We start from the raw sequence: 26,946 nt of genomic DNA, 5'->3' as shown, positions 1-26,946 counted from the left end.
GGTGGCCAGCAGACCCGGTTCGCGGTGGTGGAGCGGGGGCATGGCGTTGCAGGCGTGGGTAACCATGGTTGCGCCCTGGGCAAAGGCCTGCTCTGCCTCTAGGTCTGTGGCCAGGGAATGCCCCAAACTCACCACAATCTGCTGCGATCGCAGATAGGCAATCGTGGTGCCTGTCGGGTCTAGCTCCGGAGCCAAAGTGACAATGCACACTTGATTCCCAAACTCCCCCAGTAGATCCTGGAGAACCGGCTGGGTCAAGGGTTGCAAAAACGACTCAGGATGGGCACCGCGCTTGGCCGGATTCAGGCAAGGACCTTCTAAATGGGCCCCGAGAATGGCGGCTTGGGGCAAGGACTGCCGGGGACGATAGGCGGCAAGGACCGCCAAGGCCGTCTGCACCTTGCTGCTGGCGGTGGTCACCAGGGTGGGCGCATAGGCATCAATTCCCTGAGTCCAGAGAAAAGCGCCAATTTTTTCAAGCATGGCGCCATGGGCCTCACTGAGATCGGGAAACGCCAACCCCAGGGCACCGTTGATTTGGAGGTCAACCCCCCCTAAGGACACAAAGTCTCCTTGGAAATCGATCCGCGGCACTGGGCCATGCTGGGGCATTTTTGCGGAGATTTCAGCAAGCCGATACTGCTCATCAAAGCGGAGATGAACCTGGGATGTTTGGGGAACCGCCAGGGCAGCGTCGGTTCCAATCAGGTGAGCGTTGGTAATCCACATGAGTCGAAAAGGGGGCAGGCCGATGCATCCCAGGACTGGGCACAGGGAATGAGCGAAAAAAATCTAATTCATGACGTATGATAAGTCATAGTTATGTAAAGTGATCTCGGACCCTTTGGGATTACTTCACCCGTAACAGCTCCTTGCACCATTGCTTCTGCCTTTCAGGGAAGCCAGCCGGACCATTTCCCCCTGAATGCACAAGATCAGCCTCCTGCCTGATCCCCTCCGTAAACCTACGCAGGGTTAGGCAAAATCAGAGGGCGTCTCCGGTATTTATGCTGTTTTTCTCCTCACAGGCAGACGCTATGCTCTATTCCATCGCCTTTGTTGATGAATGGTATGTTTAGTCAAGGATTTCAACCTGGGTTTCTCAGTAAGTTTTCCAATGATTTGCATCTCGGGCGGGTGTTGGACCTCTACAATCGTCGCCATCGAGACGATCTGCTAGGGTTTGGTTACCATCACTACCTGTGTCAAGGTCGCGGTCTCGTCGTTTTGGTTTGCACCTATCGCGAGCTTTACTTTGAAAAAGGATTTAACCCCACGCGTCGGTATCTGGCCCAGCCAGAAATTGTGTGGAACCAGCGCCATTTTCTGCCCCAGATCCTAGATTATGATCCGCATCGAGAAATCTTAGTCCGATTAGAGGTGCAAAACACAGAACTGCAACGCACTCGCAAGCTGTCCAAGCGGGGACTCTCCCTAGCGGTTGTGCATCGCCAGTATCTCAACCAACTACTCGATTACGTGGCTGCCCCAGGAGCGGTCCACCCCTAGACCCTGGACGCTTTTACTAGCGCCAGGTTGCTCAGAGTAGCAGGGCACTCTGAGCACATGCCCTGACCGTGGGCGGAAACAGCCCGGAAAGGGAAGCCCTCCTACGCTTCGCTCTCTGAATCAAAATCGAGGGAGACGCCATTGATGCAGTAACGCAGGCCCGTGGGCTTGGGACCATCGGGAAAAACATGCCCCAAGTGCCCGCCACAGCGGCTGCAGTGAACCTCAGTTCTGACCATGAATAGAGAGCGATCGACGGAGGTTTCCACACTGCCAGCGATGGGGTCGTAGAAACTGGGCCAACCAGTTCCGCTATTAAACTTTGTGTCGGAAGTAAACAGGGGTTGGCCACAGCCGGCGCAGACGTAAGTGCCTGGATCATATTTTTTGTCCAGAGGACTGGTTCCGGCACGCTCGGTTCCATGCTTGCGCAGGACTCTATATTGTTCTGGCGACAGCTCGGCTTGCCACTGCGCCTCAGTTTTGCTGACGGGAAAGGATGATTGGGTTGATTTGGACGATGCCATAGTCTCCTCGCTGTTAGAAATGAACTGAATGAGGGGAATTGCTCCCAGTAAAGTGAGACCACCCCACAGAAGTTTTCGGCGGTCTAGGGTCATGTTGTTTCTCTGCCGCTTCGGGATACACTGCTTGTTGGATGAGCGCCTGACTTCCGGTAATCTCCACAAGTGCGGGATGATCCCTGACTGGGGACCAGCTAGGAAGTTTGCTCTCTTCCTATTACTAACAAGTTTGTTGGATGTTGATCCAGTTTAGAGAGGATTGATTGGAGCCTTATGTTTGAAAATAGCGATCGCGTCCGCATCCTTAGCGAGGCCTTGCCCTACATCCAATCCTTTGCCGGTCAAACCCTGGTGGTCAAATACGGTGGGGCTGCCATGAAAGATAGCAGCCTGAAAGCGCAGGTCATTCGGGATATTGTTTTTATGGCGTCCGTGGGCATTCGTCCGGTGGTGGTTCATGGCGGTGGCCCCGAAATTAATGTGTGGCTTCAAAAAATAGGGTTGGAGGCCCAGTTTCTGAATGGGTTGCGGGTCACGGATGCACCCACCATGGATGTGGTGGAGATGGTGCTTGTGGGCCGGGTGAATAAGGAATTGGTGGCCCTGATTAACCAAGCGGGGGGAGCCGCAGTCGGGGTGTGTGGCAAAGATGCCAACCTGATTACGGCACGGCCTACGGAAGAGTCTCAAATCGGCTTTGTGGGTGAGGTGGCCAACATCAATCCCGATGTCATCGCCGCCCTGGTGAATGCCAACTATATTCCGGTGGTGTCCAGTGTCGCCGCCGATGAGAATGGCCAAGCTTACAATATCAACGCGGACACGGTTGCCGGGGAGCTAGCTGCCGCCCTGGGCGCTGAAAAACTCATCTTACTCACCGACACCCCTGGACTGCTCCAGGACTTTCACGATCCAACCACCCTGATTAAACATTTAGATATTCAGCAAGCGCGTCATCTGATTGAAACCGGGGTTGTATCGGGGGGGATGATCCCCAAATTGAACTGCTGCGTACGCACCCTGGCTCAGGGGGTGCGAGCGGCCCACATCATTGATGGTCGGGTTCCCCATGCTCTCCTACTCGAAATTTTTACCGATGAAGGAATCGGCTCAATGCTGGTTGCCACATCAGGGCCGGTGGGCGGTCCTCACTGCGCCTGGGTTTAAGTGCCAATTTTGGGCTAAAAGCTGGGTAACCCCGGAGATCTAGGGGCAAGCTCCTCAGGAAAAGGATGAAGTTTGGTGCGTTTTGACATCGTGACGCTGTTTCCAGAGTTTTTTGACTCGCCGCTGTCGGTGGGACTCATGGCCAAGGCGCTTGATCGGGGCATTGCAGAGGTCCATTTCACCAATCCTCGCAGCTTTACCACTGATAAGCACCACCGGGTAGATGATGAACCCTACGGGGGGGGAGTGGGAATGCTGATGAAGCCAGACCCGATTTTTGCAGCGGTGGAAGCGCTTCCCTCCCTGTCGCCGCGAGAGATTATCGCGGTGACGCCCCAGGGGGAGAAGCTGACCCAAACCCTGCTCCAATCCCTAGCCCATCAGATGGCTCAATGCGTCATCATTTGCGGTCACTACGAGGGAATTGATGAGCGGGTGATGGAACATCTCGCGACTCGGGAAATTTCCATGGGAGATTACGTGCTGACCTGTGGTGAGATTCCAGCTCTGGCGCTTCTGAATGGCATTGTGCGTCTGCTTCCGGGCACCGTGGGCAAGGTGGCTTCTCTGCGCGAGGACAGTTTCCAGGACGGGCTGCTGGATTATCCTCACTACACGCGACCGGCGGTCTTTCGAGGCTGGGCGGTTCCGGAGGTCCTGCGCTCAGGCCACCACGGAGCCATTGCCCAATGGCGGCAACAGCAGCAGCGGCAGCGCACTCAAACGCGCCGACCCGATTTATATCAAGCCTGGCTGCGTCGTCAAGAAGAGACTTCGGCGGCGGAAGAAGGCAGGGAATGCTGACCATTCTGGGAGTTCGCCCCCTGGGAAGGGGCATGGGCCAGATCCTGTTTGGCCCCATTCCAGAGATCGTCTAACTCCTGCAGGGAATAGTCCGTGAGGGGGCGATCGGCCTTGCCCTCGATGATCCGTATACGCTCAATCAGCTTTTGGTTGGTCTTTTGGAGGGCTGCACTGGGATCTAGCTGACACCAGCGGGCCACGTTAATCAGGGTAAAGAGCAGATCCCCCAGTTCTGCCAATTGATCCTCTGTCGGACCATTCAGTAGGGCTTCTTGAAATTCCGCCAGCTCTTCGTAAAATTTTTCCCAAACGCCTCCTAGGTCCGACCACTCCAGGCCAGCCTCGGCTGCTTGTTTAGAAAGTTTCAGCCCGGCCACAATGGGAGGAAAACGCTTGGCATCTTTCTGCATGCGGTGACTGATGTGCTGAACCTCCGCAGGCGATCGCCCCTGCTCTGCAGCCTTAATGCTTTCCCAGTTAGCTTTTACCTGTTCAATGCTGTTGACCTGGAGATCCCCAAAAACGTGGGGATGACGGCGAACTAGCTTTTCGGCAATGCCCTGGGCCACCTCTTTGAGGGTGAATTGTTGAGCCTCGCTGGCAATTTGAGCCTGCAACACCACCTGTAACAGTAAGTCGCCCAGTTCATCGGCAATGGCTGCGGCATCGCCTGACTGAATGGCATCAATGGTTTCGTAGGCTTCCTCCAAGATATAGGGAGTTAAACTCTCTGGGGTCTGCTCAAGATCCCAGGGACAACCGTCCTCAGGATGCCGCAGTTGTGCCACCACATCCACTAAACGCTGCAGGGCCGGCTGAACGGCAGGTGCTTCCACATAGAGGGCCAGGGGAAACTCTAGGGGCTCAGCGGCGATCGCCGTCATCAGCGGAGCCAGCCCCTCCCTGGTGTAGACGGGAGCCCTGGGATCCAAGGGCGAAAAGAGCTGGACCGCGCGATCGCCGCCGCCTTGGGACTGGAGATGCTGGCATAGCGTCTCCAAGCTAGATCGAGAATGAATCGGTGAAATAAATAGGGGCGCTTTCAGAGGCAAAGACCGACTCAGCAGCATTTCAACGCTGAGGAGTTGAAGGCCACCCTTACTTTCGAGAATACCCATGGATGTTCAGGCGAAGGTGCAGACTGGAACACCAAGTTGTCGAGATTGAAAACCTCGATGGCGTTAGCCCATCCTAGCTTGCTTTCTCCTAAGGCGAGGATCTGGACCACGATTTTTAAATCCTCTGTCCTTGTGATCCCCGTGGATGAGTCCAGAAAGTCAGGGAAGCAGAACATCGATTTTCTCTTCTCCGAGGTCCTGTCGATCTTCCCCTGGGGATCATCCTGAGGCACCTCCAAAGATCCCCTCGGGCGTGCTTCTTGAGGCGCCCCAGGAACGCGCCACGGGCCGCCCATTCTTAGTACCTTCTCAGGATTTATCCCCAAAAATTAAACAAATCTTAATGCGATCCCCATTTCTGATATACTCCTTAACAGATCTTCCAAAAAGACTAAGCAAAAATACTTATGACTTCTAAATCGAACCCGTTAAAAGAGGCGATTTACGGTCTTGGAATTTTAAGCCGGGACGAGCGCTTGATGCTCAGGCTTTTGTTGAGGTCTAAGGCCAAGGCCATGGCTTTGCTGGCCCTCTGTGCGATCCCCGCGGCTGGCGGCTTGGGGATCGCCTATCGCTACTACCAGCAAAATCGCGCCTTAGCAAGCACCACCCAGGAAGTGGTCAGTCAGATCGAGGTCTTGAACCAGGAGATTGAAGTGCTAAATCGGCGGGCCGGGTTACCCCGCATGAGCGCCACGCAGAATTTAGAGAAAGCGGTCTTGCCATCGGTGGAGGGTCGGGGCGGCGTGCCCACCACAATTCCTGCCGTTGAGCAAATCAATCTGGCCAAGTCTAAACTCCCTCGTCTGGCCAAGGTGTTGCAGCATCAGACTCGGCCCGCCTTAGAGCAAACCCTGGAGCGCGAGGCGCGCACTGTTCAAGCAACGCCCAAGGGGAATCCGGTTCAGGGGGAATTTTGGGTGTCTTCTGATTTTGGCGTGCGTCCGAATCCCTTCGGAACAGGGGGGTACGAAGGGCATGATGGCATCGATATTTTAGGATCAGAGGGAACCCCTATTTTTGCAACTGTGGCCGGTAAGGCAGAGCGGGCGGGCTACGATGGCGGCTACGGCTACCATGTGTTGATCAAAAGTGAGCAGAACTACGAAACCCTCTATGGGCACCTCTCTCAGTTGGCGATCGCGCCCAACAGTTCGGTCAAGCCAGGGCAGCTCATTGGCTACATGGGCAGTACGGGCCGATCCACGGGAACTCACCTACACTATTCCATTTACCACGATGGCAAAGCCATTGATCCCAAGCCCTACATGGATCGCCGCCACTGGACCTATTACGCTGAAACCCGCCAGGCAGAAAATTGAGCAGAAGCCAGTCGCGTCCGGGCGCGATCCTAGGCTTCGCTCTGGCTGCGCCAGCTATCTTGAGAGATAAATGCCCGGTCTGCAGGCAGGGGCGCCACGGGGGGAGACAGGAGAAAGTCGCCGCGCTGGATTTGCTGCTTGAAGGTTTCGGCCACCTGTCTGGCCAGGTAAAGGCTGGCCAGAGGCGCCGTACGCACCCGGCGATTTTCGAGGATAATGTGACCCTGCTTGAGCTGCTCGTAGGTGACCAGACCGAAGCTCGGGCGGATCCGCCGCGGAATAGAAAAGTCAATAACGGGAGCGACCAGATCTTGATCGCTGACGGCACAGGCTTCAATGACGGCCTCATCCAGCACGGGAAACGGGATACCGATCCCCAGCATTAAGGAGGGGCCATACTGTGGAAAAAAACAGCCCCGAACCCAGTGGGTGGACATGTGCTTGGCATCTCCAATTAGGGCGAGGGTGGCGGCTGGGCCAATGGGGGTTTGGTTAGCCAGACGTTTCTGGAGGGGAAAATGTTGGGTTCCTTCCCAGGTGACATAGCCCGCTGCGCCCCCCAGGAAAATGCGGCTGCCGATGCCAATCAGCCGCAGGTGAGGATCATTCAGCAGAGGGGACAGGGCCCCGAGGTTTGAATAGACAGCGTTTCCCAACTGGGGGAGGAGAGGACCCAGGTGGGTAGCCAGGGGGCGATCGCCGCCATTGACCCCCACGATAAAGTTTTGGTAAAGATTGCGTGGATTAAACAGATAAAACTGGTTAATCGTATCTTTGGAAATCGTGGTTTCGAGCTTGGGGCGAGGATAGCAATCCGTAACCTGTCCCAGAGCTTTGAGGGGCAGGGTTTTCCCAGCAATTAAATCCTCAATGACGTGGCCGCCGCCTCGTTCCCGATGCTCTTCGGTTTCCAACGGGTCCAGGCCATTGGGGGAGTCTGTGGGATGGGCTGCCCCCAGGTAAAGATCCACAGGGCCAAACCCTGCGTAGGCGGCCACATTATCAATCCAGCATTGCCGAATTTTAATGGGTGGATCGGTTTGGCCCAGATTCAGAATTGCCCCGGAGGATTCCATGGGCTCAAAGGTGCCCGCCACCAGAACATCCACTTGCTTGGCACAGTCCCGGATTCCTAGGTCGGCCACCTTGGCCTTTAGTTCCTCAAGGGTCCAAATCGTCGCTTGCTGGTGAGCAATCTTGTCGTTAATTTCGTCCCAGGTGCGCATGGTGTTACGGGGGATAGAGGGTGGGTCATTGAGGGCATAGGCCTGCCGTCAATACTGTGCTGTCGATACTATTCCGTCAATACTGTACTCAATTGCCGGGAGGCCTGTGGGAGCCATAGATGATGGGAGCTATATATTTTTTGACCCAGAGCGGATCATGGCATTTTGGTGCCAGGCAGTTGTCGGACAGCATCCCTAGCTTTGAGGGGCCAGGATCCGAGAACAGAGCATTGCTCGATACAATGGGGACTGCGATCGTTAATTATTCACTGCGCCGCCTTTCCCCATCATGGACGACTATTTGGAGAAAATTCTGACCGCCCGCGTCTATGATGTGGCCCAAGAGTCTCCCCTGGAACTCGCTCCCAATCTTTCCCATCGCCTGCATAATCGACTCTTGCTAAAGCGGGAAGACATGCAGCCTGTGTTTTCCTTCAAGCTGCGGGGGGCCTATAACAAAATGGCTCATTTGCCCCTAGATCAGCTACAGCGTGGGGTCATTGCCGCTTCTGCGGGCAACCATGCTCAAGGGGTGGCCTTGTCAGCCCAGAAGTTGGGGACTCGGGCCGTGATTGTGATGCCGGTTACCACGCCCCGCATGAAGGTGGAAGCGGTGGCCGCCCGCGGCGCAGAGGTGGTGCTTTACGGCGACACCTACGATGATGCCTGCGCCCATGCCAAGCAACTTGAGATCGATCGAGGTCTTACCTTCATTCATCCCTTCGACGATCCCTTTGTCATTGCAGGGCAGGGCACGATTGGGATGGAGCTACTTCGGCAATGTCAGCAGCCTATTCATGCCATTTTTATTGCCATTGGGGGAGGGGGACTCATTTCGGGAATCGCGGCCTACGTCAAGCGACTGCGTCCAGAGATTAAGGTGATTGGCGTTGAGCCGGTGGATGCCGATGCCATGGCACAGTCGCTCCAGGCTGGCAAGCGGGTGAGACTTTCGCAGGTGGGACTGTTTGCCGATGGCGTGGCCGTCCGCCAGGTAGGTCAGGAAACCTTTCGACTCTGCCAGAACTATGTGGATGAAATTATTCGGGTCAATACGGATGATATCTGCGCGGCCATCAAGGATGTCTTCGAAGATACGCGATCCATTCTAGAGCCCGCTGGTGCCCTGGCGATCGCGGGGGTCAAAGCCTATGTGGCGCGTGAGAAAATCCAGGATGAGACCCTCATTGCCGTGGCCTGTGGCGCAAATATGAATTTTGATCGGCTGCGCTTTGTGGCAGAACGCGCTGAGGTGGGAGAGCAACGGGAGGCGCTGCTAGCGGTGACCATTCCCGAAGAACGCGGCAGCTTTCGCAAGTTTTGCACCTGTCTCGGTCAGCATAGTCTCACGGAGTTTAATTATCGAATGGCGGATACCCACGAAGCTCACATCTTTGTTGGGTTACAAATCAGCGGTCGTCAGGATGCGGCAAGTCTGGTGGAAAATTTTGAGTCCCATGGTTTTAGGACCCTTGATTTAACCGACGATGAACTGTCCAAGCTGCACCTGCGCCACATGGTGGGGGGGCGATCGCCCTTGGTCGATCATGAGCTGCTCTATCGCTTTGAGTTTCCTGAGCGACCTGGGGCTCTGATGAAGTTTTTGAGCAGCATGAACCCAAGCTGGAACATCAGTCTCTTTCATTACCGCAATAACGGGGCAGACTACGGTCGAATTGTGGTGGGAATGCAGGTTCCCCCGGCAGAGATATCGGACTTGCAGCCATTTCTAGATCGGCTGGGATATCCCTACTGGAATGAGAGCCATAATCCTGCTTATAAGCTATTTTTGCGGTAGATTAGGGAATTTCCGGCAATGGCATCCTCAGTGATCCACCGCTGTCCCTGATCTCTTCCTTGGGAACCGGAGAGTCCTTTCCTTTCTTCCAGGCCCTAAGCGCTTGTGTTTGCAACTCTTGTCTAGAGGGTGTCCCCATGGGGAGAAGGGCAATGTTCACCTTGCTCTCCCAACTGCCCCCTCCGGAAACAGATTTAGTTTCAATGGCCTTGAACGTGAACCATTCTCTGGCCAATTTAGGGGAAAAGTTTCGCGCCGGAGAACGGCGTTAGGACGGCCTTTGAGGGCAGCCTTTGAGGTCACCCCCAGGGATTAGCCCCAGGGATTAGAGGGTTGTTATCACCGGAATTTTTGGTGGCGGCGCCGCTTCTGGCGAGCCAGGAGCTTGCGCTTACGCTTTTCAATGGGGGTTTCAAAATGACGATTTTTTCTCATATCAGAGAAAATACCAGCCACCACCACCTTTCGCTTGAATCGATAAAGCGCAGAATCAATGCCTTCATCCCTGCTAAGCACAATTTGTGCCATTCGGCCTCCTTAGGACAGAATTTAATTGGATTGAGCCTTGCCGGAGGGCTTAGTAACGTCGGGATGTGCGGCTGCGATCGCTCCGATTCTCGCGCGGCTTTGCCTTGTTGACCTTCATATCTCGCCCCATCCACTCGGCACCATCTAGGGCCTCTATGGCTGAATCTTCCTCGGCATCTGAAGCCATTTCTAAAAATGCGAACCCCCGGAAACGGCCTGTGTCTCGATCCGTGGGCAGGTGCACTCGCTTAACATTGCCGTATTGTGAAAAGGCCTCTGAGAGGTCGGCTTCTGTTACGTCGTAGGATAGATTCCCAACATAGATAGACATTAAAATTCCACCAAATTAAACAACGGAGGAGAGTTAAATTCGGAGAAATGCCTATCGGGAGGGATTTAGGAACCGAAAATAATTTCCTTAAGAGCTTCAGCCTAACACAATTTTTCTGCTGCCACCTGTGACCCGCCTCTCAATCAGGCGGGCAGGATTCCACGTAGCCCCAGGGGGCATCCTGTGCAACTGAGTCACACTGGAATAAATCAACTTTCTAGCCTGGCGCAGCCCCGATCTCGGGGGCCAGAGATCGGCCTTGAGGGGGAGTTAGGGCGATCGCTGATAGCCAAAGAAATCAATTCGATAGTCGGTGATGGTGGTTCCGGTGCGCTCTTCAATTTGCGCAATCAGTTCGGGAGGAAGTTCCACAAAAACGTCAATAATTTGCTCGGTATCCAGGCAGTTCACATGGCTGTGGGCATGGCTAATATTTCCGTAAAGCCGTCCTTCCGATCGCTCGACGCATTCAATAATGCCCTGCTGAGTGAGCGCTTCGAGATTTTGATAAACGGACGTATGGCCAATTTTCTGTTCGTTCTGGTTGAGGCGGTCGTAAATTTCACGGGCGGTTAGATGGTCGGTGTCTTGCCAGAGCAATTCCAGAATTAATCGACGCTGACGACTGACCCGCATTCCCAGACTCTGGCAGCGGGCGATGGCATCTTTCAGGGATCGAATCGGTGGCGGGGCCTTAAGATCGGCAGGGAAAGATTTCACCACACTTTCTCAACTCCTAGTTCCAGTTCAACCTTGGACATTGGCCCTGCATATCCGAGGCCCAACGTTCGAGGCAAAGGCCTAAATAGGGAGAACCCGCCTCTAAGCCAACGACAGTAATTCACCGCCGTGATTCCAAGAATCCTTCCTATAATAACGAAAGTTAAAACTTTTTCCTGGTCCAGCCTGACTGAGCTTGTCCGTCCATGAGCCTTACGATCTCCCTTCAGCCCCACCATTTTGAGCAGTTGGACCTTGCGCCCGTTACCGCGCAGCTAACGACTCTCAACCACCCGGAGAGTCAGATCAGGTTTGACATCGAATATCCCCAAGAGGAGGAAGATCCTCGGGAACTTCCGGAGATTTCAGAGGTTCGGCTCTGGTTTATTCGCCTGGATGCAGTCTACCCCTGGCTGCCCTACGTTTTAGACTGGCGCTCTGGGGAATTGGCTCGCTATGCGGCAATGCTGGTTCCCCACCAGTTTAGCGAGGGCGAGGGCATCCAATATAATCCCCAAGCCCTGGATATCTTCGTGATGAGTAAGCTATTCGTGATCCACCGCTGGCTGCGCGACCACGGGGTGCACAGTCCTCAAAAGCTGAAGCAGATGGCTGAAATGTTTGGATACGAGATTGCCCCAGATCTGTTTCAACTTCTAGATTCTCAGCCCCATTAGCCGCCGCTCACGGGGGGAATGAGCACCAGTTCGTCTCCGTTTTGAAGGGGCTGCGTTGGGTCTGCAAATTCGTAGTTGACCCCATAGCGGGTGAGGGGAGCTAGCCATCTCAGCTCTGGATAGGGTTGTCGCACTCGATCGCCCAGGGCTTGCACCGTTGTGCCGGGGGCCACCTCCAGAATAATTTCCGGGACGCCGTAGGCCTCTTGATAGGCCGCGAACAGTTTGACGGTTACCTTAACGGTCATGGGTCTTGCTCCAGGGGCGCGATGGATTCAGGCTGGGGAATGGAAAGCTTTCTGGCCCAGTAAATGCCGATCAACAATAGGATAGCGCCCACTCCCTGGGATGGGGTCAGGGACTCTCCAAAGAAATGCCAGGCCAACACAGTGGCGATCGCAGGCTGCAACATCAGGCCCACGGCGGAAAAGGATGGGGGCAGATGGGCCAGGGCTGCGGCAATCAGGCTTTGGCCTAACACCTGGGAAATCAAGGCGAGACTCCCCAACAGGATCCAGCCCGTGGAGGTTTGGGGCCAGAAGGACTCCCCGGCGAGCAGGCCCAGAAGCCCCAGCACCAGGGCGCCAATGCCGCTACTCCAGAGCGCAACCCTGGCGGTTCGATGGCGCGATCGCAGATGGGAGACCGTCAAGATATAGCCCGCATAAAAAACTGCCGTCAGCAGGCCGAGGGCATCACCCAGGAGCCGCTGAGAACTGACCTCCCAACTGGCGCTAGCTAGGAGGCTCATACCAGCCAAGACGAGGGCCAGGGCGCCCCAGAAGTGAAGGGCAACGCGCTCCCGCCACAGAATCCAGCTCCCAGCCACCACGAAAACCGGGGCAAAGTTAGCCAACAGCGTAGCATTAGCCACGCTGGTCAAGGCGATGGACTGGTGCCAAAGGGCTAAATCGGCCGCGAAAAAAAGTCCCGAAAGGGCCAGGGGCCAAGCGGGCGAACCGGTCCAGAGCGAAGCGGAGGACGATGGACGGGTTGGCCGAGATTGATCCTGCCAATGCCATGTCGCGAGCCAGGGCAGGGCCAGGGCCAGCCGATAGAAGGCTGTTGCCGTGGGGCCGACTGGACTCCAACGCACCAAGATGGGGGCAAAGGCAATACAGGTGGCGCCTGCCCACAGTTGAAGGAGGGCAACATTTTTTTGAGCTGGGCCGGTCATGGATCTCTCTGATTAGCTGCATTCCTGCGATGAACGCTACAACACTGAGGTGCTGTTGGGCCAGAGGGTTAAGCAGGTGCGTTTGAACCCTCGTCCCCGAGGTCAACAGAGGGATCGATTCTTCGACCAGACCCCTAACCGTTTCTGAACCCTAACAGTTAAGATATGCAAATAGATGTTTACAAAACCCAATGTAATGATCAAAGGCTAACCGCTGAGCAGTCCTCTGAGGCCCATCTTGGTGGGTTCACCCATTACAAAACCGTTGTTTGATATTCCGTAGATATTCCGTAGAATGATCACCGAGCCGCCTCAAACGCTTAAAACTGGACGACTCAGAGTCATTTTAGCTGTCCTTGGCACTGTCATAGGGGTGCTGTTCCTAGTGGGCGGCGTCTACGCCATTCGAATGTCCGATCCCTATGTGCGTGACGTGTTAGCGACGCCCGGCGACGTTAACAACGGCCAGGCAATTTTTCAACTCAACTGTGCTGGCTGCCATGGTGATTTTGGCGCGGGGAAGGTGGGACCGAGCCTGCAGGGGGTGGCCACCCGCCGAACCCAGATTGGGCTGATTCGGCAAATTACCACGGGCAAAACGCCACCCATGCCTAAGTTTCAGGCTTCTTCTTCGGAGATGGCCGATTTGTTGAGTTATTTAAATACGCTTTAGAAAATAGGCTAAAAATAGGCTTGAGGTTCAGTCCCCTTGAGGAGCGATCGCGTGAATTTTGATATCAGCCCAGTGTTGAACCAGCTTGACCTGCCCCAGGCGGATTGGGTGGGTCTACGCCATCAGGCGAAGCAATCCACCCGTCGCTATGTACGCGATGGTAAGCCCCAGAGCAACAGCCGATCTCGATCGGAGGGGGTGATGGTGGAGGTGCTGGCCCAGGGGCAGTTTGGCTATGCCGCCACGAATCACCTGGATTTGGCGAGTTTGCAAACGGCGGCGCAGCGGGCCTACCATCAGGCGATCGCCGCGGCTCGGTACGGGGTGCATGGGTTTACGATTGCAGCACGGCCTAAGGCCGTTGGCACCTATCAATCTCCTCTGCAAAAACCCCTGGACTTGATGTCTGTGAGCGATGTGGTGGGACTGCTCGTACAGGTGTGCGACACCCTTAAGGTTGCAGATCCCATCGTCAGCACCACGGCGCTGGCCCAAACCACCGAAACCCAACAGCGCTTTGTGAGCAGCAATGGATCGGACGTATTCCAGTCCTTCACCTTCATTGACACCGACTACGAAGCCACGGCCCAAGAGGGCACCATTGTGCAGAAGCGGTCGGACAACGGCGCCTTTGCCCGGTGCTATCAAACCGGTGTTGAGGTATTGGATCTAGAAACCGTTCTGGGGCGGGCGCAGCGGATTGGGGAGCAGGCTCTGGAACTGCTGCAGGCGCAAGAATGCCCCACCACTACCACCCACCTGGTTCTGGCGCCGGATCAGATGATGCTGCAAATTCACGAGAGCATTGGTCATCCCCTGGAGTTAGACCGGATCCTGGGTGATGAGCGCAACTATGCCGGATCTAGTTTTGTGAAGCTCTCGGACTTTGGTCAGCTGGTGTACGGATCTCCCCTGATGAACGTGACCTTTGATCCCAGCGTCGCCGGAGAAATGGCGAGCTATGCCTTTGACGATGCTGGGATGCCAGCATCGCGCGAGTATTTAATCAAGCAGGGCCTGCTGCTGCGAGGGTTGGGCAGTTTAGAGAGTCAGGCGCGATCGCAGGTGGCAGGGGTGGCTAATTTCCGCGCCACCTCCTGGAATCGGCCCCCCATTGACCGGATGGCCAACCTCAACTTGGAGCCGGGAGAGAGCCGCTTTGATCAGATGATTGCCTCCATTGAATCCGGGGTTTACATGGAATCCAACCGATCCTGGTCCATTGACGACTACCGCAATAAGTTTCAGTTTGGCTGCGAATATGCCCGGCTAATTGAAAACGGCCGGCTGACCAAAACCCTGCGCAACCCGAACTACCGCGGGATTACCAATCAGTTCTGGCGCAGCTTAATTCAAGTGGGCGATGCCAGCACCTTTGAGATGTACGGCACCCCCTTTTGCGGCAAAGGAGAACCCAATCAGTGCATTCGGGTGGGCCATGCTTCCCCAGTCTGTGCGTTTCGCGATATTGAAGTGTTTGGAGGGGCAGCATGAGTTTTATGGCCATTGAAACCTGGGAAGCCAGCTTTGATCAGCTCTGCGATCGCCTGTTTAATGCCCTGGCCCCGGCAGAACATCTTTCCATTGAGCTGATGGGTGAGCAAAGCCACTTTATGCGGCTGAACGCGGCGAGGGTGCGTCAAACAGGGCTGGTGACCGATGGCAAAATTCGCCTCACCTTCATTCACGACGCTAAAACCGCAACCGCAACCTTTCCCTTTACGGGCGACCTGGAGCGCGACACCCGGCTAGGCCTGGACCAGATTGCCCTGCTGCGGGCCGACTTGCCGCAGCTTCCGGATGATCCCTATCTGATCCGGCCGCAAAATTTGGGGTCCAGTCACGATGCCTATGCGGGAACTCTCCTGGACCCGGATCAGGTTGCCGACGCCATTTTACCAACGGTGCAGGGCCTTGACTTCACGGGGATCTATGCGGCCGGTCCCATTGTGCGGGCCAATCGGAACTCTGTCGGGCAGCGCCACTGGTTTTCCACAGAAACCTTCTTTTTAGACTACTCTGTGATTGCCCCGAGCGAAAAAGCCGTCAAGTCCACCCTGGCGGGGTCCACCTGGCAGGGGGAGGAATTTTCCAAGCAAATTGACCAGGCCAAGCAGCAGATTTTGGTCCTAGAGCGCCCAATGAAAACCATCGCTCCCGGCCAGCATCGCACCTATCTGGCGCCAGCGGCCCTTGCCGAAATTCTGACCATGTTTTCTTGGGGAGCGGTGAGCGAAGCCGCCCTGCGCCAGGGGGGCAGTGCCCTCAAAAAGCTGCGGGATGGTCAGTCCCTATCGCCCCTGTTTAGCCTGAAAGAGGACTTTAGCCGCGGAACGGTGCCCCGATTTAATAGCTTTGGCGAAACTGCGCCAGAGCAGGTTCCTTTGATTACAGCAGGCGAGCTTACCCAAACCCTAGTGAATTCCCGCACCGCCAAAGAATATGGCCTGGAGAGCAACAGCGCCAACCTGGCCGAATCCCTGCGAGCCCCCGATGTGGCACCCGGCCATCTGCATCCCGCCGAGGTTCTCAGCGTCCTTGGCACCGGACTTTACCTGTCTAACTTGCACTACCTGAACTGGAGCGATCGCCCTGGGGGGCGGATTACGGGAATGACGCGCTACGCTTGCTTTTGGGTTGAAGCAGGCGAGATTGTTGCCCCGATTCAAGATTTGCGCTTTGACGATAGCCTCTACCAGTTCCTGGGAGAGAATCTAGAGGCTGTGACCCAGCAGCAGTCCTTCATTCCCGATGTGGACACCTACGATGCGCGGGCACTGGGGGGATCCTTTGTGCCCGGAATGCTGATTCGAGACTTTACCTTTACGCTATGAGTGAGCCGTTGCCATGACCACAACGCTCTATTGTCATTGCCTGATGGGGGTTCCTGGGTCGGGAAAATCCACGCTAGCCCAGCAGTGGTTGGCCCTCGACCCGAGTCTGGTGGTCATTGCCCCGGACGCCATCCGCGATGAGTTGTATGGCGATCCGATTATTCAAGGGGATTGGGAAGCCGTGAATGCGGAAGTCCGGCGACAGTTTCAGGGGGCCATTCAGGCCCATCGCTCTGTCATTTACGATGCCACCAATGTCAAGCGATCCTGGCGGCGGGATTTGATCGGTGCCTATCCGCAACTGCAATGGCTGGGCTGGATCCTGTTGACCCCAGTCAAGATTTGCCTGGAGCGCAATCAGCAGCGCGATCGCCAGGTGCCTCTGGATGTGATCATTGACTATGCCCAATTGCTCAACCAGCAGCCTCCCCGCTTAGAGGATGGATTTGCAGCACTCTACGAAGTGCCCCTGCGAGAGGTAGACCACACAGTGGACTGGCCCCAGTTCCAGGCCCAGATCCAGGATTTGCCTCAGATGACCTCATCATCCCCGAGCCCCGCTTCCATCCTCAGGACGGACCAGAGCTCCCTGGGTGAGGGACAGCGGAGACAAGAATGGCGCGAGTCTGGCTGGACAGGAGGGACCTGATTTTCCGTGAACCCACGCAAACCATTCCCTCCACCGACCCGATAAGATGAAGTTAATCTCTCCTGGAAAATAATCAGGGGCGCAATCCTGCTCTAGGGGACTTCAATGGGTGCTGTCTATGTGGTTATCGGCAGGAAAAATTAAAGCTTTACTGGAGGCAGAGTCCCGGTCCCCTCAGTCCAGGCCTGCCGTGGGATTTGTGATTCCCAGAATTAACCAATGGGTCATTGATGAGTCACAGGGCAACCGCATCCGCATTCGGGGATGGGTAGAGCATCACTGCAAGTACCCTAAGGGCACGAAAATTACCACCTCTCAGATCATTGGGTTCCAAATCATCGGGGATCGTAAGCTGGTAGCCACCCGTCGATCCATCTATGAACTGGGAGAGGCCGTGATTCAGCTGCCCGGTCAGGAACATCTGCCGCATCAAACCTTGAGTGAAAAGGTGGGCAAGCTGTCCATGGACCCGTGGGACCTAGACCTTGCCGAGGAGGAGACGCAGGAGGATTTGACGGGCATCAAGCTCCCCTCGGACCCTGATGCCCGGCAGAACTGATGCCTGGTAGAACCCTCACTGGCCATAGTAAAAGGCTATTTCCTTGTCCTTGAGGGGAGGAAAGTCGGCATCGATTAACTTCTGGTTGAGGTCTGCCTGGGCGAGATGCTTGGCGCCAATCCGGACAATCCGCGATCGCATACTGGTGGTGACCCCACTGCGTTTGCGCTGTGCCTCTAGGGCCATAATCTGCCGATACAGGGACAGCTTTTGGGGCGGAATTGGCGTGCCGTCTAAATCAATTCCCTGGGCGATCGCGGCATCAACGGCCTCGGCTCCGGATAGTTCACTCATGTCTATCACTCATCTATGTCCTGTATCTTTGACAATATCCAACCATGTTTCCATTGTGAGGGGCGATGGCGCCACTGTATAGGTCTGTCTTTAGCTGGTCCCCTAGATTCGCCTTGACGTCCTTGGCGATCAAGACAGTCCTTATTCAAGACAGGCCGCGCCCGACAGACCGCACCCAAGACAGTCTGGTCCCTCAGGCTGGGGACTGTGGCGTTGGCTTCAGGCTCAGGGAAAACCCGGCGGTGAGGAGGGTCAGGGCACCCGCCGTCCAGAAGGGCACTTGATAGCCTAATCCCACTAAGAATCCCCCCACCGCCGGCCCAAGGGCGTTGGAAATATTCAGGTAGGAAGAATTGATTCCCAGGGCTTCCCCCTGCTGCTTTTCATCGGCTCGCAGGGAGAGCAGGGTGTCAATGATGGGCATCGGAAAGGCGTTGATAATCCCGAAGGGCAGAATAATGGCTGTAAATCCAGCGAGGGTGGGAAAGGTGGGAATTGCCAGAAAGATCAGCCCGCGCAGACCCAAGCTGGTGACCAAGACCCTTTGGAGGGAGAGTTTCTGTCGCAGCGGCTCCAGCAGAAATGCCTGGGCAATGAATCCCAGAATGCCGATGGCAGCGAAGACGACCGCAAGAGCTTTGGCATCCTGGTTGAGCACATTCAGAAAAAAGGGCTGAAAGGCAAAGGTAAAAATTGTGAAGGTGCCACCATTGAGGAAGGTCAGAATGAAGATGGGCCCCAGGTTGGGGTGGCGCGCGGCCCGAAACACCTTAGCCAGCCCAAAGTCTTGCCATCGCAGCTGAAACGGTTCAGTCTGCTGGGCCGTTTCTGGCAGCAGCAGCAGCGTGAACAGCGCAGCCAAAAGCGCCATCGCCGCCGAGACAATGAAGCTCATCCCTAGGGAAGAAACACCGGGGATCGGCGGCAGGGACTGGGCAAAGTAGCTCAGGGCCGGTCCGACCACAAATCCCAATCGAAAAATTCCCCCGAACAGTCCAAAGGCTCTAGCGCGCTGGGCCGGAGAAGTGAGGTCGCTGACGACGGCCTGGGCAATGGAGGTGTTCCCGCCGGTTAAGCCATCCAGGATGCGAGCTGCGAAGAGGGGCCAGGCAATGGGCGTGAGGCTGGCCAGGAGGTTGGCTGCCACCGTGCCCAGTAAACTCAGAATCAACAAGGGTTTGCGCCCGAGGCGATCGGAAAGGCGACCCAGTACGGGGGTGGCAAGAAACTGCGATCCGGCGTAGGCGGTACTCAAAAGGCTCGCTTCAAAGTCCGTCAGCTGAAACTGCTTGGCTAGGGGATAGAGGGTGGGAATAATAATCGTAAATCCCACCGCATTGATAAATGCAATAAACACCATAATCCAAAACCCAAGGGGGAGTTTTGGATTGGCGCTGGCTGCAGCCCCACCTTGGATAGGGTTGGAAGTCATAGGGAATGGATAAACAGGGGAAAGGCAGCGGCTAGAGACAGTTTTTGAGTCGAGATTTGGCGATCGCAGCCGAAGACTGGTCAGCGGAGTTGGGCAGGTCAGGGGTGGGGTCTGTTTCCAGGGCTGGCGGATCCGGGGTGGGCGGTGGCTCAGGTCCAATGCGCTCATAAAAGGTGGGCTTTTGCTCGCGAATCGCAAGGGGGGGAACTTCCAGTTCGCCACTGTCTAGCTCATGGAGATCAAAGGGGGCGGGCATCTCCTCCGGGGGCGGCACCATGGCAGGCGGCGGCACCGTGGCAGGCGGCGGCACCGTGGCAGGCGGCGAGAAGGGAAAAAGATGGACAGGGGAGGAGGAGGTCAGATCCCTCATCTGGTCCAGGGGGGCCAGCGAATCGGGTTCAGACCTACGCGACACGGGCAGTCCCAATGGCGCTGATTCTGTTAGAGATCGCGGGTCAACGCCCTCCTGAAACGAGGGGGGAGGGCGATGCACGATTTCCTCCAGCGGGAGAGATTCAGGCCCCGGGATCTCTTCCAGCAGAGAGCTTGGGTCCGGGGGCGGCGGCATCTTTTCCGGAGAATGCCCGTAGTCTGCATGAAACCAAAGTACGCCGCGCTTTTGGAGAACTTTTTTGCGGTACTCAGTAAAGAGAACGGCCACGGAGAGGTGGGATGTTTTCATGTCAGTGGGTTTCAAGATTCAGCCCCCGTCCGGATTGGTGAAAGGCTGCTGCCGTTTGTTCGGATAAGGGATGGTCAGCCAGAGTTTTGAGCAAATCATAGGGAAGCGTCAGGTGCTTGGCCCCTGCAATGCGGGCAGCGACGGCTTCCTCCGAACTTTTGAGGCTGGCCGCCAGAATTTGCGTCTTGGTACCGGCTAACACCTGAGCCATGCCCTGCACCAGTTCAATCCCATTGCCCAGCAGTCGAGTGGCGCGATTAACGTAGGCAATGGCGTAGGTTGCCCCGGCCGCCTGAGCGATGGCCGCCTGGGCCGCGCTGTAGATTCCCGTCACGGAACAGGTCATCCGTGGCGCAAGCTGAGCTACCGCCCGAAAGCCATGGTGCGTTGCTGGAATTTTCAAGACCAGCTGCGGTCCCACAATGTCGTAGGCCAGGTGAGCTTCGCGGATCATTTGCGGCAGGTCAGGTGCCATGAGCTGATAGTACAGCTCTCCCCGACAAATCCGCCTGAGCTGGGCCAGAATCTGTTCAGGGGACTGGGACTGTTGCGCCATCAGCGTTGGATTGGTGGTAATTCCATGCACCCAGCCCCAATCCATGGCTGCTTGAGCCTGCGATAAGTCAGCAGAATCCAGGTAAAAAGCCATATTAGCGGGTCACTTGCGGGAGGATTGGTCTGCGTTCCAGTAGGATAAACCCTGCTGAAAGGGACAGTGATATTGTCGTTAAATTATACGAAAATCGTCCGCAGGCTCAAAAAAATTATGGCGGGGAGGAGGATAATCCCAAGATCTGCGGCAAAGTTTCCTGACGAAAGTCATCCCAGTGCTGAATGGCAGGAATGTTCTCAGGGGCGCTTGCAGATCGAGGACGAACGGCACTTCGGTCAAAGTAGACGGCGCTCATGCCAAGGGTTCGAGGTTTGAGGCAATCGTTTTGGAGGTGATCGCCAATGAACAAGATACGGTGGTACTCTTCCGGGGGAACCTGAGCCGTGGCCGCTGCAATGGCATAAATTTGATCGCTGGGCTTGCGATAGCCACACTGGGCGCTGTCCACCACAAAATCAAAATATTGGCGCAGTCCGAAGGACTCTAGAAGCTGCTCTGGCAAGGCGCCCACGTGAAAATTTGACACAACGCCCATGGAAACCGTGCCACGCCAGTGACCGAGCATCTCCTGGACCCCGGCCGGAAGGCGCAGGGTGGCCGGATAGGTTTGGATAAAACAATCCACCATCTGGGTCACCAGCTGATCTAAGGCTGCGGTGGAAAGGGGAGGCGATCGCCGTTCTAGCAGCGCCCGGAGCCGATCCTGAATGGGCATTTCCTCGGGCTGGGCCTTCACGGTTTGCTGACGCCAGCTCAGATAATCTCGCCGCAGTTCATACACATCTGCATAAAGCCCGGCTTTCACTGGAAGATGCTGCATGGGACCCAGGCCAGACTCATCCCCATGGGGATCAAAATCGTCGATGAGGGTGTTAAAGCAGTCAAAAAAGATCCAGTCGAAGGGTGGGGACATTGGCAAAGGGGCAAACAAACATCCTCAGACGTCGTTTATCCTAGCATTCAACCTTGGGCAGTGGATGGGGACCGGACATTCCCTAGAGTCGCGGTTGGAATTGTCTCAGTCGCAGGGCGTTTGAGACGACGGAGAGCGAACTACAAGCCATCGCGGCTCCGGCTAGGATGGGACTGAGGAGCCACCCAAACCTGGGGAACAAAATCCCCGCCGCAATCGGAATGCCGGCCACATTATAGAGAAAGGCAAACCATAAATTTTGCTGAATGTTGCCCATGGTCGCTTTGCTGAGCTCGATGGCGGTGCAGATCCCGCGCAGATCCCCAGAGATGAGGATGATGTCGGCGGTGGCAATGGCAATATCGGTTCCTGTGCCCAGGGCCATCCCCACATCGGCCTGGGCCAGGGCCGGAGCATCGTTGATGCCATCGCCCACCATGGCCACACGCTTGCCCTCCTCCTGGAGGCGACGCACGGTGGTGGCTTTTTGGTCCGGGCGCACTTCGGCAAAGATGCGTTTAATGCCCACCTGCTGGGCGATCGCAGCGGCAGTGCGCGGGTTATCGCCCGTGAGCATCACCACCTCTAGCCCCAGCCACTGGAGGCTCCAGATGGCATCGCCAGAGGTGGGTTTGATCGGATCGGCAATGGCAATGAGACCCACAACCTGGCCATCGACCCCCGCTAGAACCACAGTTTTTCCCTGATCTTCCCAAACAGACTGTTGGGGAGGGACGACCGTGGGAATGGAAAGGCCCTGGTCCTCCATCCAGCTAACGGTACCCACCTGCACCCAACGGGACTCGACGTATCCCTGAACCCCTCGGCCAGGAATGGCCTCAAATTGGTCCACCGTTGCCCAGGCTTGGCCGGGAATGCTGGATGGGGGATTGATTAATTGGGCATAGGCAACCATGGCCTCGGCCAGAGGATGTTCGGAGTGATGCTCTAGCGAGCCCATCAGGTGGAGAAGCTGGTCTCGCGACAGGGGGTGGGTGGGTGCTACAGCCTCAAAATTGGTTACGGCAGGTTGCCCGGCGGTGATGGTTCCGGTTTTATCCAACACAATGGTGTCAACCTGGTGGGCCAGTTCCAGGCTATCGGCACGTTTGATTAAAATCCCATATTCGGCTCCCTTGCCAATGCCCACGGTGACCGAAGTGGGGGTAGCCAGTCCTAGGGCGCAGGGACAGGCAATAATCAGCACGCTCACCAAGGTGAGGATTGCCAGGGTGAGATTGCCCGCCACATTTAGCCAGAGGAGGAAGGTGGCGATCGCAATGGCAATGACCGCTGGCACAAACCAGCGCGTGATGCGGTCAGCGAGCTTCTGAATATGGGCCAGCGCGCGCTCAATGGTGCTGGCACAGGCCGCACAGCTCATTCCTTTGAGACGCAGTTGCAGATGGGGCATTGAAACCATTCTCAGAGGAGGCCTCGGCTCTATCCTATGCAAAAATCCAGGAATTGACCCGGCCCAGGCTTAAAACTAAAGGGAGAAATAGACCCGTCACCCCGGTTAAGATTTATCGTGAACAGACAGGGTATCGAGAACGTCCCTGCACCTGCTGTTGCCTTGGCCCCTGTGCTTGCACCCGCCCTATGCCCCCGAGTGAGATGTCCCCTGAGTTATCCCCTGATCTGGCCCATAATTTCCGCCGTCTACAGGCTCAGCTGCGCGATCGCTGGGCCACTATCCGTGACGCTCGCTATGGCAATACGGATATTTTAGTGGTGCCCTCCTTTAGTCTGGATCAGCAGGAACTTCAGAAAATTGAGGGCTTTTTGCACTACGAAGAGCGGATGCTATTCTCCCTGATCCGGTTACGCAATCCGCGGGCGCGACTGATTTTTGTGACCTCTCAGCCCCTACCGTCCATCGTCATTGATTACTATTTGCAGCTATTGCCGGGGATTCCCTTCTCCCATGCCCGCGATCGCCTGCTGCTGCTGCCCATTTACGATTTGTCCCTCAAGCCCCTGAGCCAGAAAATCCTGGAGCGTCCCCGGCTGATTGAGCGGATTAAAACGGCCCTGCGTCCTGACTGTGCCTATATGGTCTGCTTCAATTCCACCGCCCTGGAGCAAGAACTCTCGGTGCGGCTGAATATTCCTCTGTTTGCGGCTGACCCCACCCTGCTGCAGTGGGGCACTAAAAGCGGTAGCCGTCAGGTTTTCCGGGACTGCGCGATTCCCCATCCCGATGGCAGCTTGCTGCTGGCCAATCAGGAGGACCTGGTGCTAGAGGCCGCTCGGCTTTGGCATCGGAACCCCGACCTGAAGCGGCTGGTGGTGAAGCTCAATGAAGGGTTTTCGGGAGAGGGCAACGCCATTTTGAGCCTGTTGCCCCTGGATCAAAGCCGCCAGTGGGCCCTCGATCAGCGGCAGGGCTATATCCGCGATCGCCTTCCCCATATGGCCTTTGAGTCGCCTACCGAAACCTGGGAGAGCTTTCAAGCGCAGATTCAAGAATTAGGCGTCATTGTGGAGGCCTTCATTGAAGGAGAGACCAAGCGATCGCCCAGCGTACAGGGGCAGATCAATCCCGATGGCAGCGTGGAAATTTTGTCCACCCACGATCAGATTCTGGGGGGACCCAGCGGACAGATTTATCTGGGCTGTCATTTTCCCGCCGATGTGGCCTATCGATTAATGCTCCACGATTACGGCCAGCGCATTGGAGAATATTTAGGCAAGCTGGGCGTCTTGGAGCGCTACGGTGTGGATTTTGTGGCGGTGGCCCATCCTCTCCCCTCCGGGGAAGTTCACTGGACCTTAGACGCCATTGAAATCAATCTGCGCAAAGGCGGAACCACCCATCCATTTATGACCCTTAAACTCCTCACCAACGGGGATTATATTGCTGAATCGGGTCTCTTTCTGGGCAAGCAGGGGGCGGCCAAGTACTATCTGGCAACCGATAATCTACAGCGGGATTCCTATCGGGGATTGATGCCGACGGATTTGATGGATATCATTGCCCACCATGGCTTGCATTTTGATACCGGCAGTGAAACTGGCACGGTGTTTCATCTCATGGGATGTCTTTCGGAGTTTGGCAAGCTGGGTATGACCAGTATTGGGAACTCACCGGAGGAGGCACAGCGGGTACATCAGCGCGTGATCCAGGTTCTAGATGCGGAAACCACAGGCCCCTATTCCGACGGTTCATTCCATACTCACCCCATTGCCCCCATTGTTTGGCATCATTCGGGGGATTAGGTCCGTGGCGGCGCGCAGATGGGTTATCTTGACTCTTCGGAATCCGAAGCATAGCGCCAGCGGATGGGAAGGTACTGCCTGAGAATGTGCAGCAGATCCGACTCTGACACAGGCTTGGGCAGCAGATCATTGGCTCCTGCCGCCAGGATTTTTTGGCGCTCTCCAGCGGAAAGGGCCGCAGAGCAAACAATGACCGTTAGGGATCGCAGGGCCGGTTGAGCGCGCAGGGCGGCCAAAAAGCCGTAGCCGTCCAGCACGGGCATGTCTAAATCGGTAATGACTAAATTGGGCTGGGTTTGAGCCTGGGATAGTCCTTGTTCGCCATTTTCCGCTTCAATAACCTGAAATCCCAAAGATTCTAAAAGGTAACGCAGTACAGCCCGATTATCGGGAGCATCGTCAATGATTAAAATTCGCTGCACCGCCCCGAAATATCCCACGACGGCAGCGGGGGATGCGTGGCTCTGGCGATCCTCATCTCCAGGGGTGACGCTATGGGCTTGCCCCCATCCCCAAGCCAGCTTAGACCACCCCTGTCCCAGGCTCGTTGTGGTGATGCGCCAGGCGATCGCCGTCCCGCGACGAAGCCGCTGGATCCACCAGATCGAAGCAAACAGCCAAGAATAAGAGAGTCTTCGATCGAAGACTCCCAGACACAGGGAGGGGGCACACATAGATTGGAAAACTGGGGAACTTACCTTGATCGTTCCCTATTTTTCTTTGGGTATATCAATTTGTATTTCCGAGAAATCACGCATTTTCAGAAGTTAACGGTGGAACGGAATGAGAAGCAACGGTCCACAGGCGAATATACTGCCTAAGATTAGCCAAACCCTTGAAGCTTTCACCTGAGCCACGTGGGGATTCAGCAGGGCCTGGACGCGTTCTTGCAGTCGGGAGGGAGGTACTTCGCTGCCGAGGGTGGCACACAAGTCTGATCGATACAGCAAAGGGTATCGAGCAACCTGAACTAAAGATTCCGCCAGGACAAAGGGGTCAGTGCGCTGAGCGGCCCAATGATCTGCTCTCAGCTCTCGGAGCAACAGCAGTTCTTTCCAGAGAGTTTCCGTGAAGGGGAGAAAGCCAAACATCCGACTCAGCCAGTGGATCAACGCGAACCAGCCAATATCTGAATAGAACAGATGGGCCTTTTCGTGCGCTAAAACCGCGGCCACCTGGGCAGGCTGAAGCTGATCCAATAGGCCCTGGCTCAGGACCAATTCTGAGTGCCAAAGTCCAAAGAGTCCACTAAATCGCCGGGGGGTCTCCAGAATTCGGCAGGATTGTCCTTGCACCGTCCTCTGAGGCCAGGTGCGAATTTGACGCAGGATGAGGTGGTTGTACCAGAGAAGATCAATCCCCAAGGCTCCCCCATAGAGGAGGATCAACCAGCACAGTCCATAGGTAAGCCAGCCTTCCCAAGCAGGGATTCCCTGTTCCCAAGGCCCCATGATCAGAATAGACACCACGCTCATCAGAAGTGTTAAGGGAGGAACGGTCAGCGCCAGGAGAGCATATAGCCACCGTTGAGAAATGGTGAGGGACTTGCGTTGATCTTTTCCCCCGGAACCCAATAAGCGGCTTAGGCGACAGTGGCGCAGTCCCCAAGCCACCCCAACCATACTAAGCAAGAAGGCTGAATGAATCATGGGTCTTGTTTAGCCTCCCTTGCTGCCTTGATCTGGGCGGAAATGGCGTCTAGCTGCGCCAAGCTGGCCTCGTCCAGACTCTCGATAAAGGTCGCGACAATATCTGGATGACTGACCTTTAAAAAATCTTTGAGATGCTGTTGGGCTTGCAGCACCTGGGCTTCGTGTTCTGAGATCAGCGGTCGCCAAATAAACGCCTGCGCCTGGCGATCGCATTGAACCCAGCCTTTCTTTGCCAGCCGGTTTAAAACGGTGGTTACCGATGGGTAGGCCAACTCGCGATCGGGATCGGCCAAAATCAGTTCATGAATTTCCCGCACGGTCCCCGCCTCTAAATGCCAGAGAATTCCAAGAATCTCAGACTCTAGAGGCCCTAAAGATAGTGAGGTTGGGGAATGGTTTGGAAAGGGAGCCATACCAACGCAATAAACCTAAGCCCTACTGTATCAAGGAAAAGAGGTCCGCGCTTGCGATCGCAGCCTCTGGGATTCTTTGGGATGGGGGCAGGTATTCTCTCTGGGGTCT

Annotated in this window: 29 protein-coding genes and 1 pseudogene; 12 read left to right on the top strand and 18 right to left on the bottom strand. The window is 55.8% G+C overall.

The window, feature by feature from the left end:
* Window positions 1–729 (bottom strand): annotated as a pseudogene (locus tag QQ91_RS05460) (N-acetylglucosamine-6-phosphate deacetylase); the annotation flags it as partial.
* A gap of 342 nt (window positions 730–1,071) precedes the next feature.
* On the opposite strand from QQ91_RS05460, the gene QQ91_RS05455 reads away from it, so the two are divergent.
* Window positions 1,072–1,509 carry a hypothetical protein gene (locus QQ91_RS05455; RefSeq protein ID WP_166280862.1) on the top strand — a complete coding sequence of 146 codons (438 nt, stop codon included), beginning with the start codon at window positions 1,072–1,074 and terminating at the stop codon, window positions 1,507–1,509.
* A gap of 101 nt (window positions 1,510–1,610) precedes the next feature.
* Here the strand turns inward: QQ91_RS05455 and msrB are convergent, their stop codons facing one another.
* Entirely contained in the window at window positions 1,611–2,036 is a 426-nt protein-coding gene (msrB, locus tag QQ91_RS05450; protein ID WP_166280860.1) for a peptide-methionine (R)-S-oxide reductase MsrB, read from the bottom strand.
* Between the two features lie 270 nt (window positions 2,037–2,306).
* Here msrB and argB point away from each other — a divergent pair, with 270 nt between their 5' ends.
* A complete protein-coding gene (argB, locus tag QQ91_RS05445) occupies window positions 2,307–3,200 on the top strand; it encodes an acetylglutamate kinase (RefSeq protein WP_166280858.1) in 894 nt (297 codons plus the stop codon).
* A gap of 75 nt (window positions 3,201–3,275) precedes the next feature.
* Window positions 3,276–4,004, top strand: a complete 729-nt coding sequence (gene trmD / locus QQ91_RS05440; protein WP_166280856.1) for a tRNA (guanosine(37)-N1)-methyltransferase TrmD — start codon at window positions 3,276–3,278, stop codon at window positions 4,002–4,004.
* Here the strand turns inward: trmD and mazG are convergent.
* On the bottom strand, window positions 3,962–5,122 hold the full coding sequence (gene mazG / locus QQ91_RS05435; protein ID WP_349306855.1) for a nucleoside triphosphate pyrophosphohydrolase: 1,161 nt from the start codon (window positions 5,120–5,122) through the stop codon (window positions 3,962–3,964). The two genes, trmD and mazG, sit on opposite strands and share 43 nt — an antisense overlap.
* 407 nt (window positions 5,123–5,529) lie before the next feature.
* Between mazG and QQ91_RS05430 the strand changes: the two genes are divergently transcribed.
* Complete coding sequence (locus QQ91_RS05430) at window positions 5,530–6,444, top strand: M23 family metallopeptidase (RefSeq protein WP_166280854.1); 915 nt, start codon at window positions 5,530–5,532, stop codon at window positions 6,442–6,444.
* A 29-nt stretch (window positions 6,445–6,473) separates the two neighbouring features.
* Here the strand turns inward: QQ91_RS05430 and QQ91_RS05425 are convergent, their stop codons facing one another.
* Window positions 6,474–7,670: a homocysteine biosynthesis protein gene (locus QQ91_RS05425; RefSeq protein WP_166280852.1), complete on the bottom strand. Its 1,197-nt coding sequence runs from the start codon at window positions 7,668–7,670 to the stop codon at window positions 6,474–6,476.
* A 289-nt stretch (window positions 7,671–7,959) separates the two neighbouring features.
* Here QQ91_RS05425 and ilvA point away from each other — a divergent pair, with 289 nt between their 5' ends.
* Entirely contained in the window at window positions 7,960–9,468 is a 1,509-nt protein-coding gene (gene ilvA / locus QQ91_RS05420) for a threonine ammonia-lyase, biosynthetic (RefSeq protein ID WP_201277336.1), read from the top strand.
* A 339-nt stretch (window positions 9,469–9,807) separates the two neighbouring features.
* On the opposite strand, the gene rpsU is transcribed toward ilvA, so the two are convergent.
* The 3 genes from rpsU to QQ91_RS05405 all read right to left on the bottom strand — a co-directional run bounded on the left by rpsU (window position 9,808) and on the right by QQ91_RS05405 (window position 10,963).
* Window positions 9,808–9,996, bottom strand: a complete 189-nt coding sequence (gene rpsU / locus QQ91_RS05415; protein ID WP_166280850.1) for a 30S ribosomal protein S21 — start codon at window positions 9,994–9,996, stop codon at window positions 9,808–9,810.
* A gap of 49 nt (window positions 9,997–10,045) precedes the next feature.
* Window positions 10,046–10,327, bottom strand: coding sequence for an RNA-binding regulator (gene rbp, locus QQ91_RS05410; protein WP_166280848.1), 282 nt, complete (start codon window positions 10,325–10,327; stop codon window positions 10,046–10,048).
* Between the two features lie 270 nt (window positions 10,328–10,597).
* Window positions 10,598–10,963, bottom strand: coding sequence for a Fur family transcriptional regulator (locus QQ91_RS05405; RefSeq protein ID WP_166280868.1), 366 nt, complete (start codon window positions 10,961–10,963; stop codon window positions 10,598–10,600).
* Between the two features lie 290 nt (window positions 10,964–11,253).
* On the opposite strand from QQ91_RS05405, the gene QQ91_RS05400 reads away from it, so the two are divergent.
* Window positions 11,254–11,724 carry a CRR6 family NdhI maturation factor gene (locus QQ91_RS05400; protein ID WP_166280846.1) on the top strand — a complete coding sequence of 157 codons (471 nt, stop codon included), beginning with the start codon at window positions 11,254–11,256 and terminating at the stop codon, window positions 11,722–11,724.
* Here the strand turns inward: QQ91_RS05400 and QQ91_RS05395 are convergent.
* Together QQ91_RS05395 and QQ91_RS05390 are read right to left on the bottom strand one after the other, a co-directional pair.
* Window positions 11,721–11,972 (bottom strand): MoaD/ThiS family protein, encoded by a 252-nt coding sequence (locus QQ91_RS05395; protein WP_166280844.1) that lies wholly within the window; start codon window positions 11,970–11,972, stop codon window positions 11,721–11,723. The two genes, QQ91_RS05400 and QQ91_RS05395, sit on opposite strands and share 4 nt — an antisense overlap.
* Entirely contained in the window at window positions 11,969–12,901 is a 933-nt protein-coding gene (locus QQ91_RS05390; RefSeq protein WP_166280842.1) for a DMT family transporter, read from the bottom strand. Before QQ91_RS05390 ends, QQ91_RS05395 begins: the two co-directional genes overlap by 4 nt.
* A gap of 295 nt (window positions 12,902–13,196) precedes the next feature.
* Between QQ91_RS05390 and QQ91_RS05385 the strand changes: the two genes are divergently transcribed.
* The 5 genes from QQ91_RS05385 to QQ91_RS05365 all read left to right on the top strand — a co-directional run bounded on the left by QQ91_RS05385 (window position 13,197) and on the right by QQ91_RS05365 (window position 17,616).
* The gene (locus tag QQ91_RS05385) at window positions 13,197–13,574 is read left to right on the top strand and encodes a c-type cytochrome (RefSeq protein WP_166280840.1); all 378 of its coding nucleotides are present in this window, start codon (window positions 13,197–13,199) and stop codon (window positions 13,572–13,574) included.
* A 51-nt stretch (window positions 13,575–13,625) separates the two neighbouring features.
* Entirely contained in the window at window positions 13,626–15,068 is a 1,443-nt protein-coding gene (locus QQ91_RS05380) for a TldD/PmbA family protein (protein WP_166280838.1), read from the top strand.
* Complete coding sequence (locus QQ91_RS05375; protein ID WP_166280836.1) at window positions 15,065–16,408, top strand: TldD/PmbA family protein; 1,344 nt, start codon at window positions 15,065–15,067, stop codon at window positions 16,406–16,408. The genes QQ91_RS05380 and QQ91_RS05375 overlap by 4 nt, the downstream gene beginning before the upstream one ends.
* A gap of 13 nt (window positions 16,409–16,421) precedes the next feature.
* Entirely contained in the window at window positions 16,422–17,057 is a 636-nt protein-coding gene (locus tag QQ91_RS05370) for an AAA family ATPase (RefSeq protein WP_166280834.1), read from the top strand.
* A 118-nt stretch (window positions 17,058–17,175) separates the two neighbouring features.
* Window positions 17,176–17,616, top strand: a complete 441-nt coding sequence (locus QQ91_RS05365) for a hypothetical protein (RefSeq protein WP_166280832.1) — start codon at window positions 17,176–17,178, stop codon at window positions 17,614–17,616.
* Between the two features lie 15 nt (window positions 17,617–17,631).
* Here the strand turns inward: QQ91_RS05365 and QQ91_RS05360 are convergent, their stop codons facing one another.
* The 6 genes from QQ91_RS05360 to QQ91_RS05335 form a co-directional block, all read right to left on the bottom strand.
* A complete protein-coding gene (locus tag QQ91_RS05360) occupies window positions 17,632–17,910 on the bottom strand; it encodes a small RNA NsiR4-regulated ssr1528 family protein (protein ID WP_166280830.1) in 279 nt (92 codons plus the stop codon).
* Between the two features lie 193 nt (window positions 17,911–18,103).
* A complete protein-coding gene (locus QQ91_RS05355; protein WP_166280828.1) occupies window positions 18,104–19,342 on the bottom strand; it encodes an MFS transporter in 1,239 nt (412 codons plus the stop codon).
* Window positions 19,343–19,373: 31 nt separating this feature from the next.
* Entirely contained in the window at window positions 19,374–20,024 is a 651-nt protein-coding gene (locus QQ91_RS05350) for a hypothetical protein (protein WP_166280826.1), read from the bottom strand.
* A gap of 1 nt (window position 20,025) precedes the next feature.
* Complete coding sequence (locus QQ91_RS05345) at window positions 20,026–20,673, bottom strand: transaldolase family protein (RefSeq protein ID WP_166280824.1); 648 nt, start codon at window positions 20,671–20,673, stop codon at window positions 20,026–20,028.
* Window positions 20,674–20,788: 115 nt separating this feature from the next.
* A complete protein-coding gene (locus QQ91_RS05340; protein WP_166280822.1) occupies window positions 20,789–21,550 on the bottom strand; it encodes an HAD family hydrolase in 762 nt (253 codons plus the stop codon).
* Window positions 21,551–21,632: 82 nt separating this feature from the next.
* Window positions 21,633–22,964, bottom strand: coding sequence for a heavy metal translocating P-type ATPase (locus tag QQ91_RS05335; protein WP_349306854.1), 1,332 nt, complete (start codon window positions 22,962–22,964; stop codon window positions 21,633–21,635).
* A 203-nt stretch (window positions 22,965–23,167) separates the two neighbouring features.
* Between QQ91_RS05335 and QQ91_RS05330 the strand changes: the two genes are divergently transcribed.
* The gene (locus tag QQ91_RS05330; protein ID WP_166280818.1) at window positions 23,168–24,772 is read left to right on the top strand and encodes a peptide ligase PGM1-related protein; all 1,605 of its coding nucleotides are present in this window, start codon (window positions 23,168–23,170) and stop codon (window positions 24,770–24,772) included.
* A 23-nt stretch (window positions 24,773–24,795) separates the two neighbouring features.
* On the opposite strand, the gene QQ91_RS05325 is transcribed toward QQ91_RS05330, so the two are convergent.
* From QQ91_RS05325 to QQ91_RS05315, 3 genes are all read right to left on the bottom strand, one after another.
* Complete coding sequence (locus QQ91_RS05325) at window positions 24,796–25,446, bottom strand: response regulator (protein WP_166280816.1); 651 nt, start codon at window positions 25,444–25,446, stop codon at window positions 24,796–24,798.
* Window positions 25,447–25,539: 93 nt separating this feature from the next.
* On the bottom strand, window positions 25,540–26,421 hold the full coding sequence (locus tag QQ91_RS05320) for a M56 family metallopeptidase (RefSeq protein ID WP_166280814.1): 882 nt from the start codon (window positions 26,419–26,421) through the stop codon (window positions 25,540–25,542).
* Entirely contained in the window at window positions 26,418–26,837 is a 420-nt protein-coding gene (locus QQ91_RS05315; protein WP_166280812.1) for a BlaI/MecI/CopY family transcriptional regulator, read from the bottom strand. The genes QQ91_RS05320 and QQ91_RS05315 overlap by 4 nt, the downstream gene beginning before the upstream one ends.
* Window positions 26,838–26,946: the final 109 nt, after the last annotated feature.

It is taken from the genome of Lyngbya confervoides BDU141951, from assembly GCF_000817775.3.
GTDB lineage: Bacteria > Cyanobacteriota > Cyanobacteriia > Thermosynechococcales > Thermosynechococcaceae > Lyngbya > Lyngbya confervoides.
The sequence above is the reverse complement of the archived record's forward strand: the minus strand, read 5'-3'. Positions and strand labels throughout refer to the sequence as shown.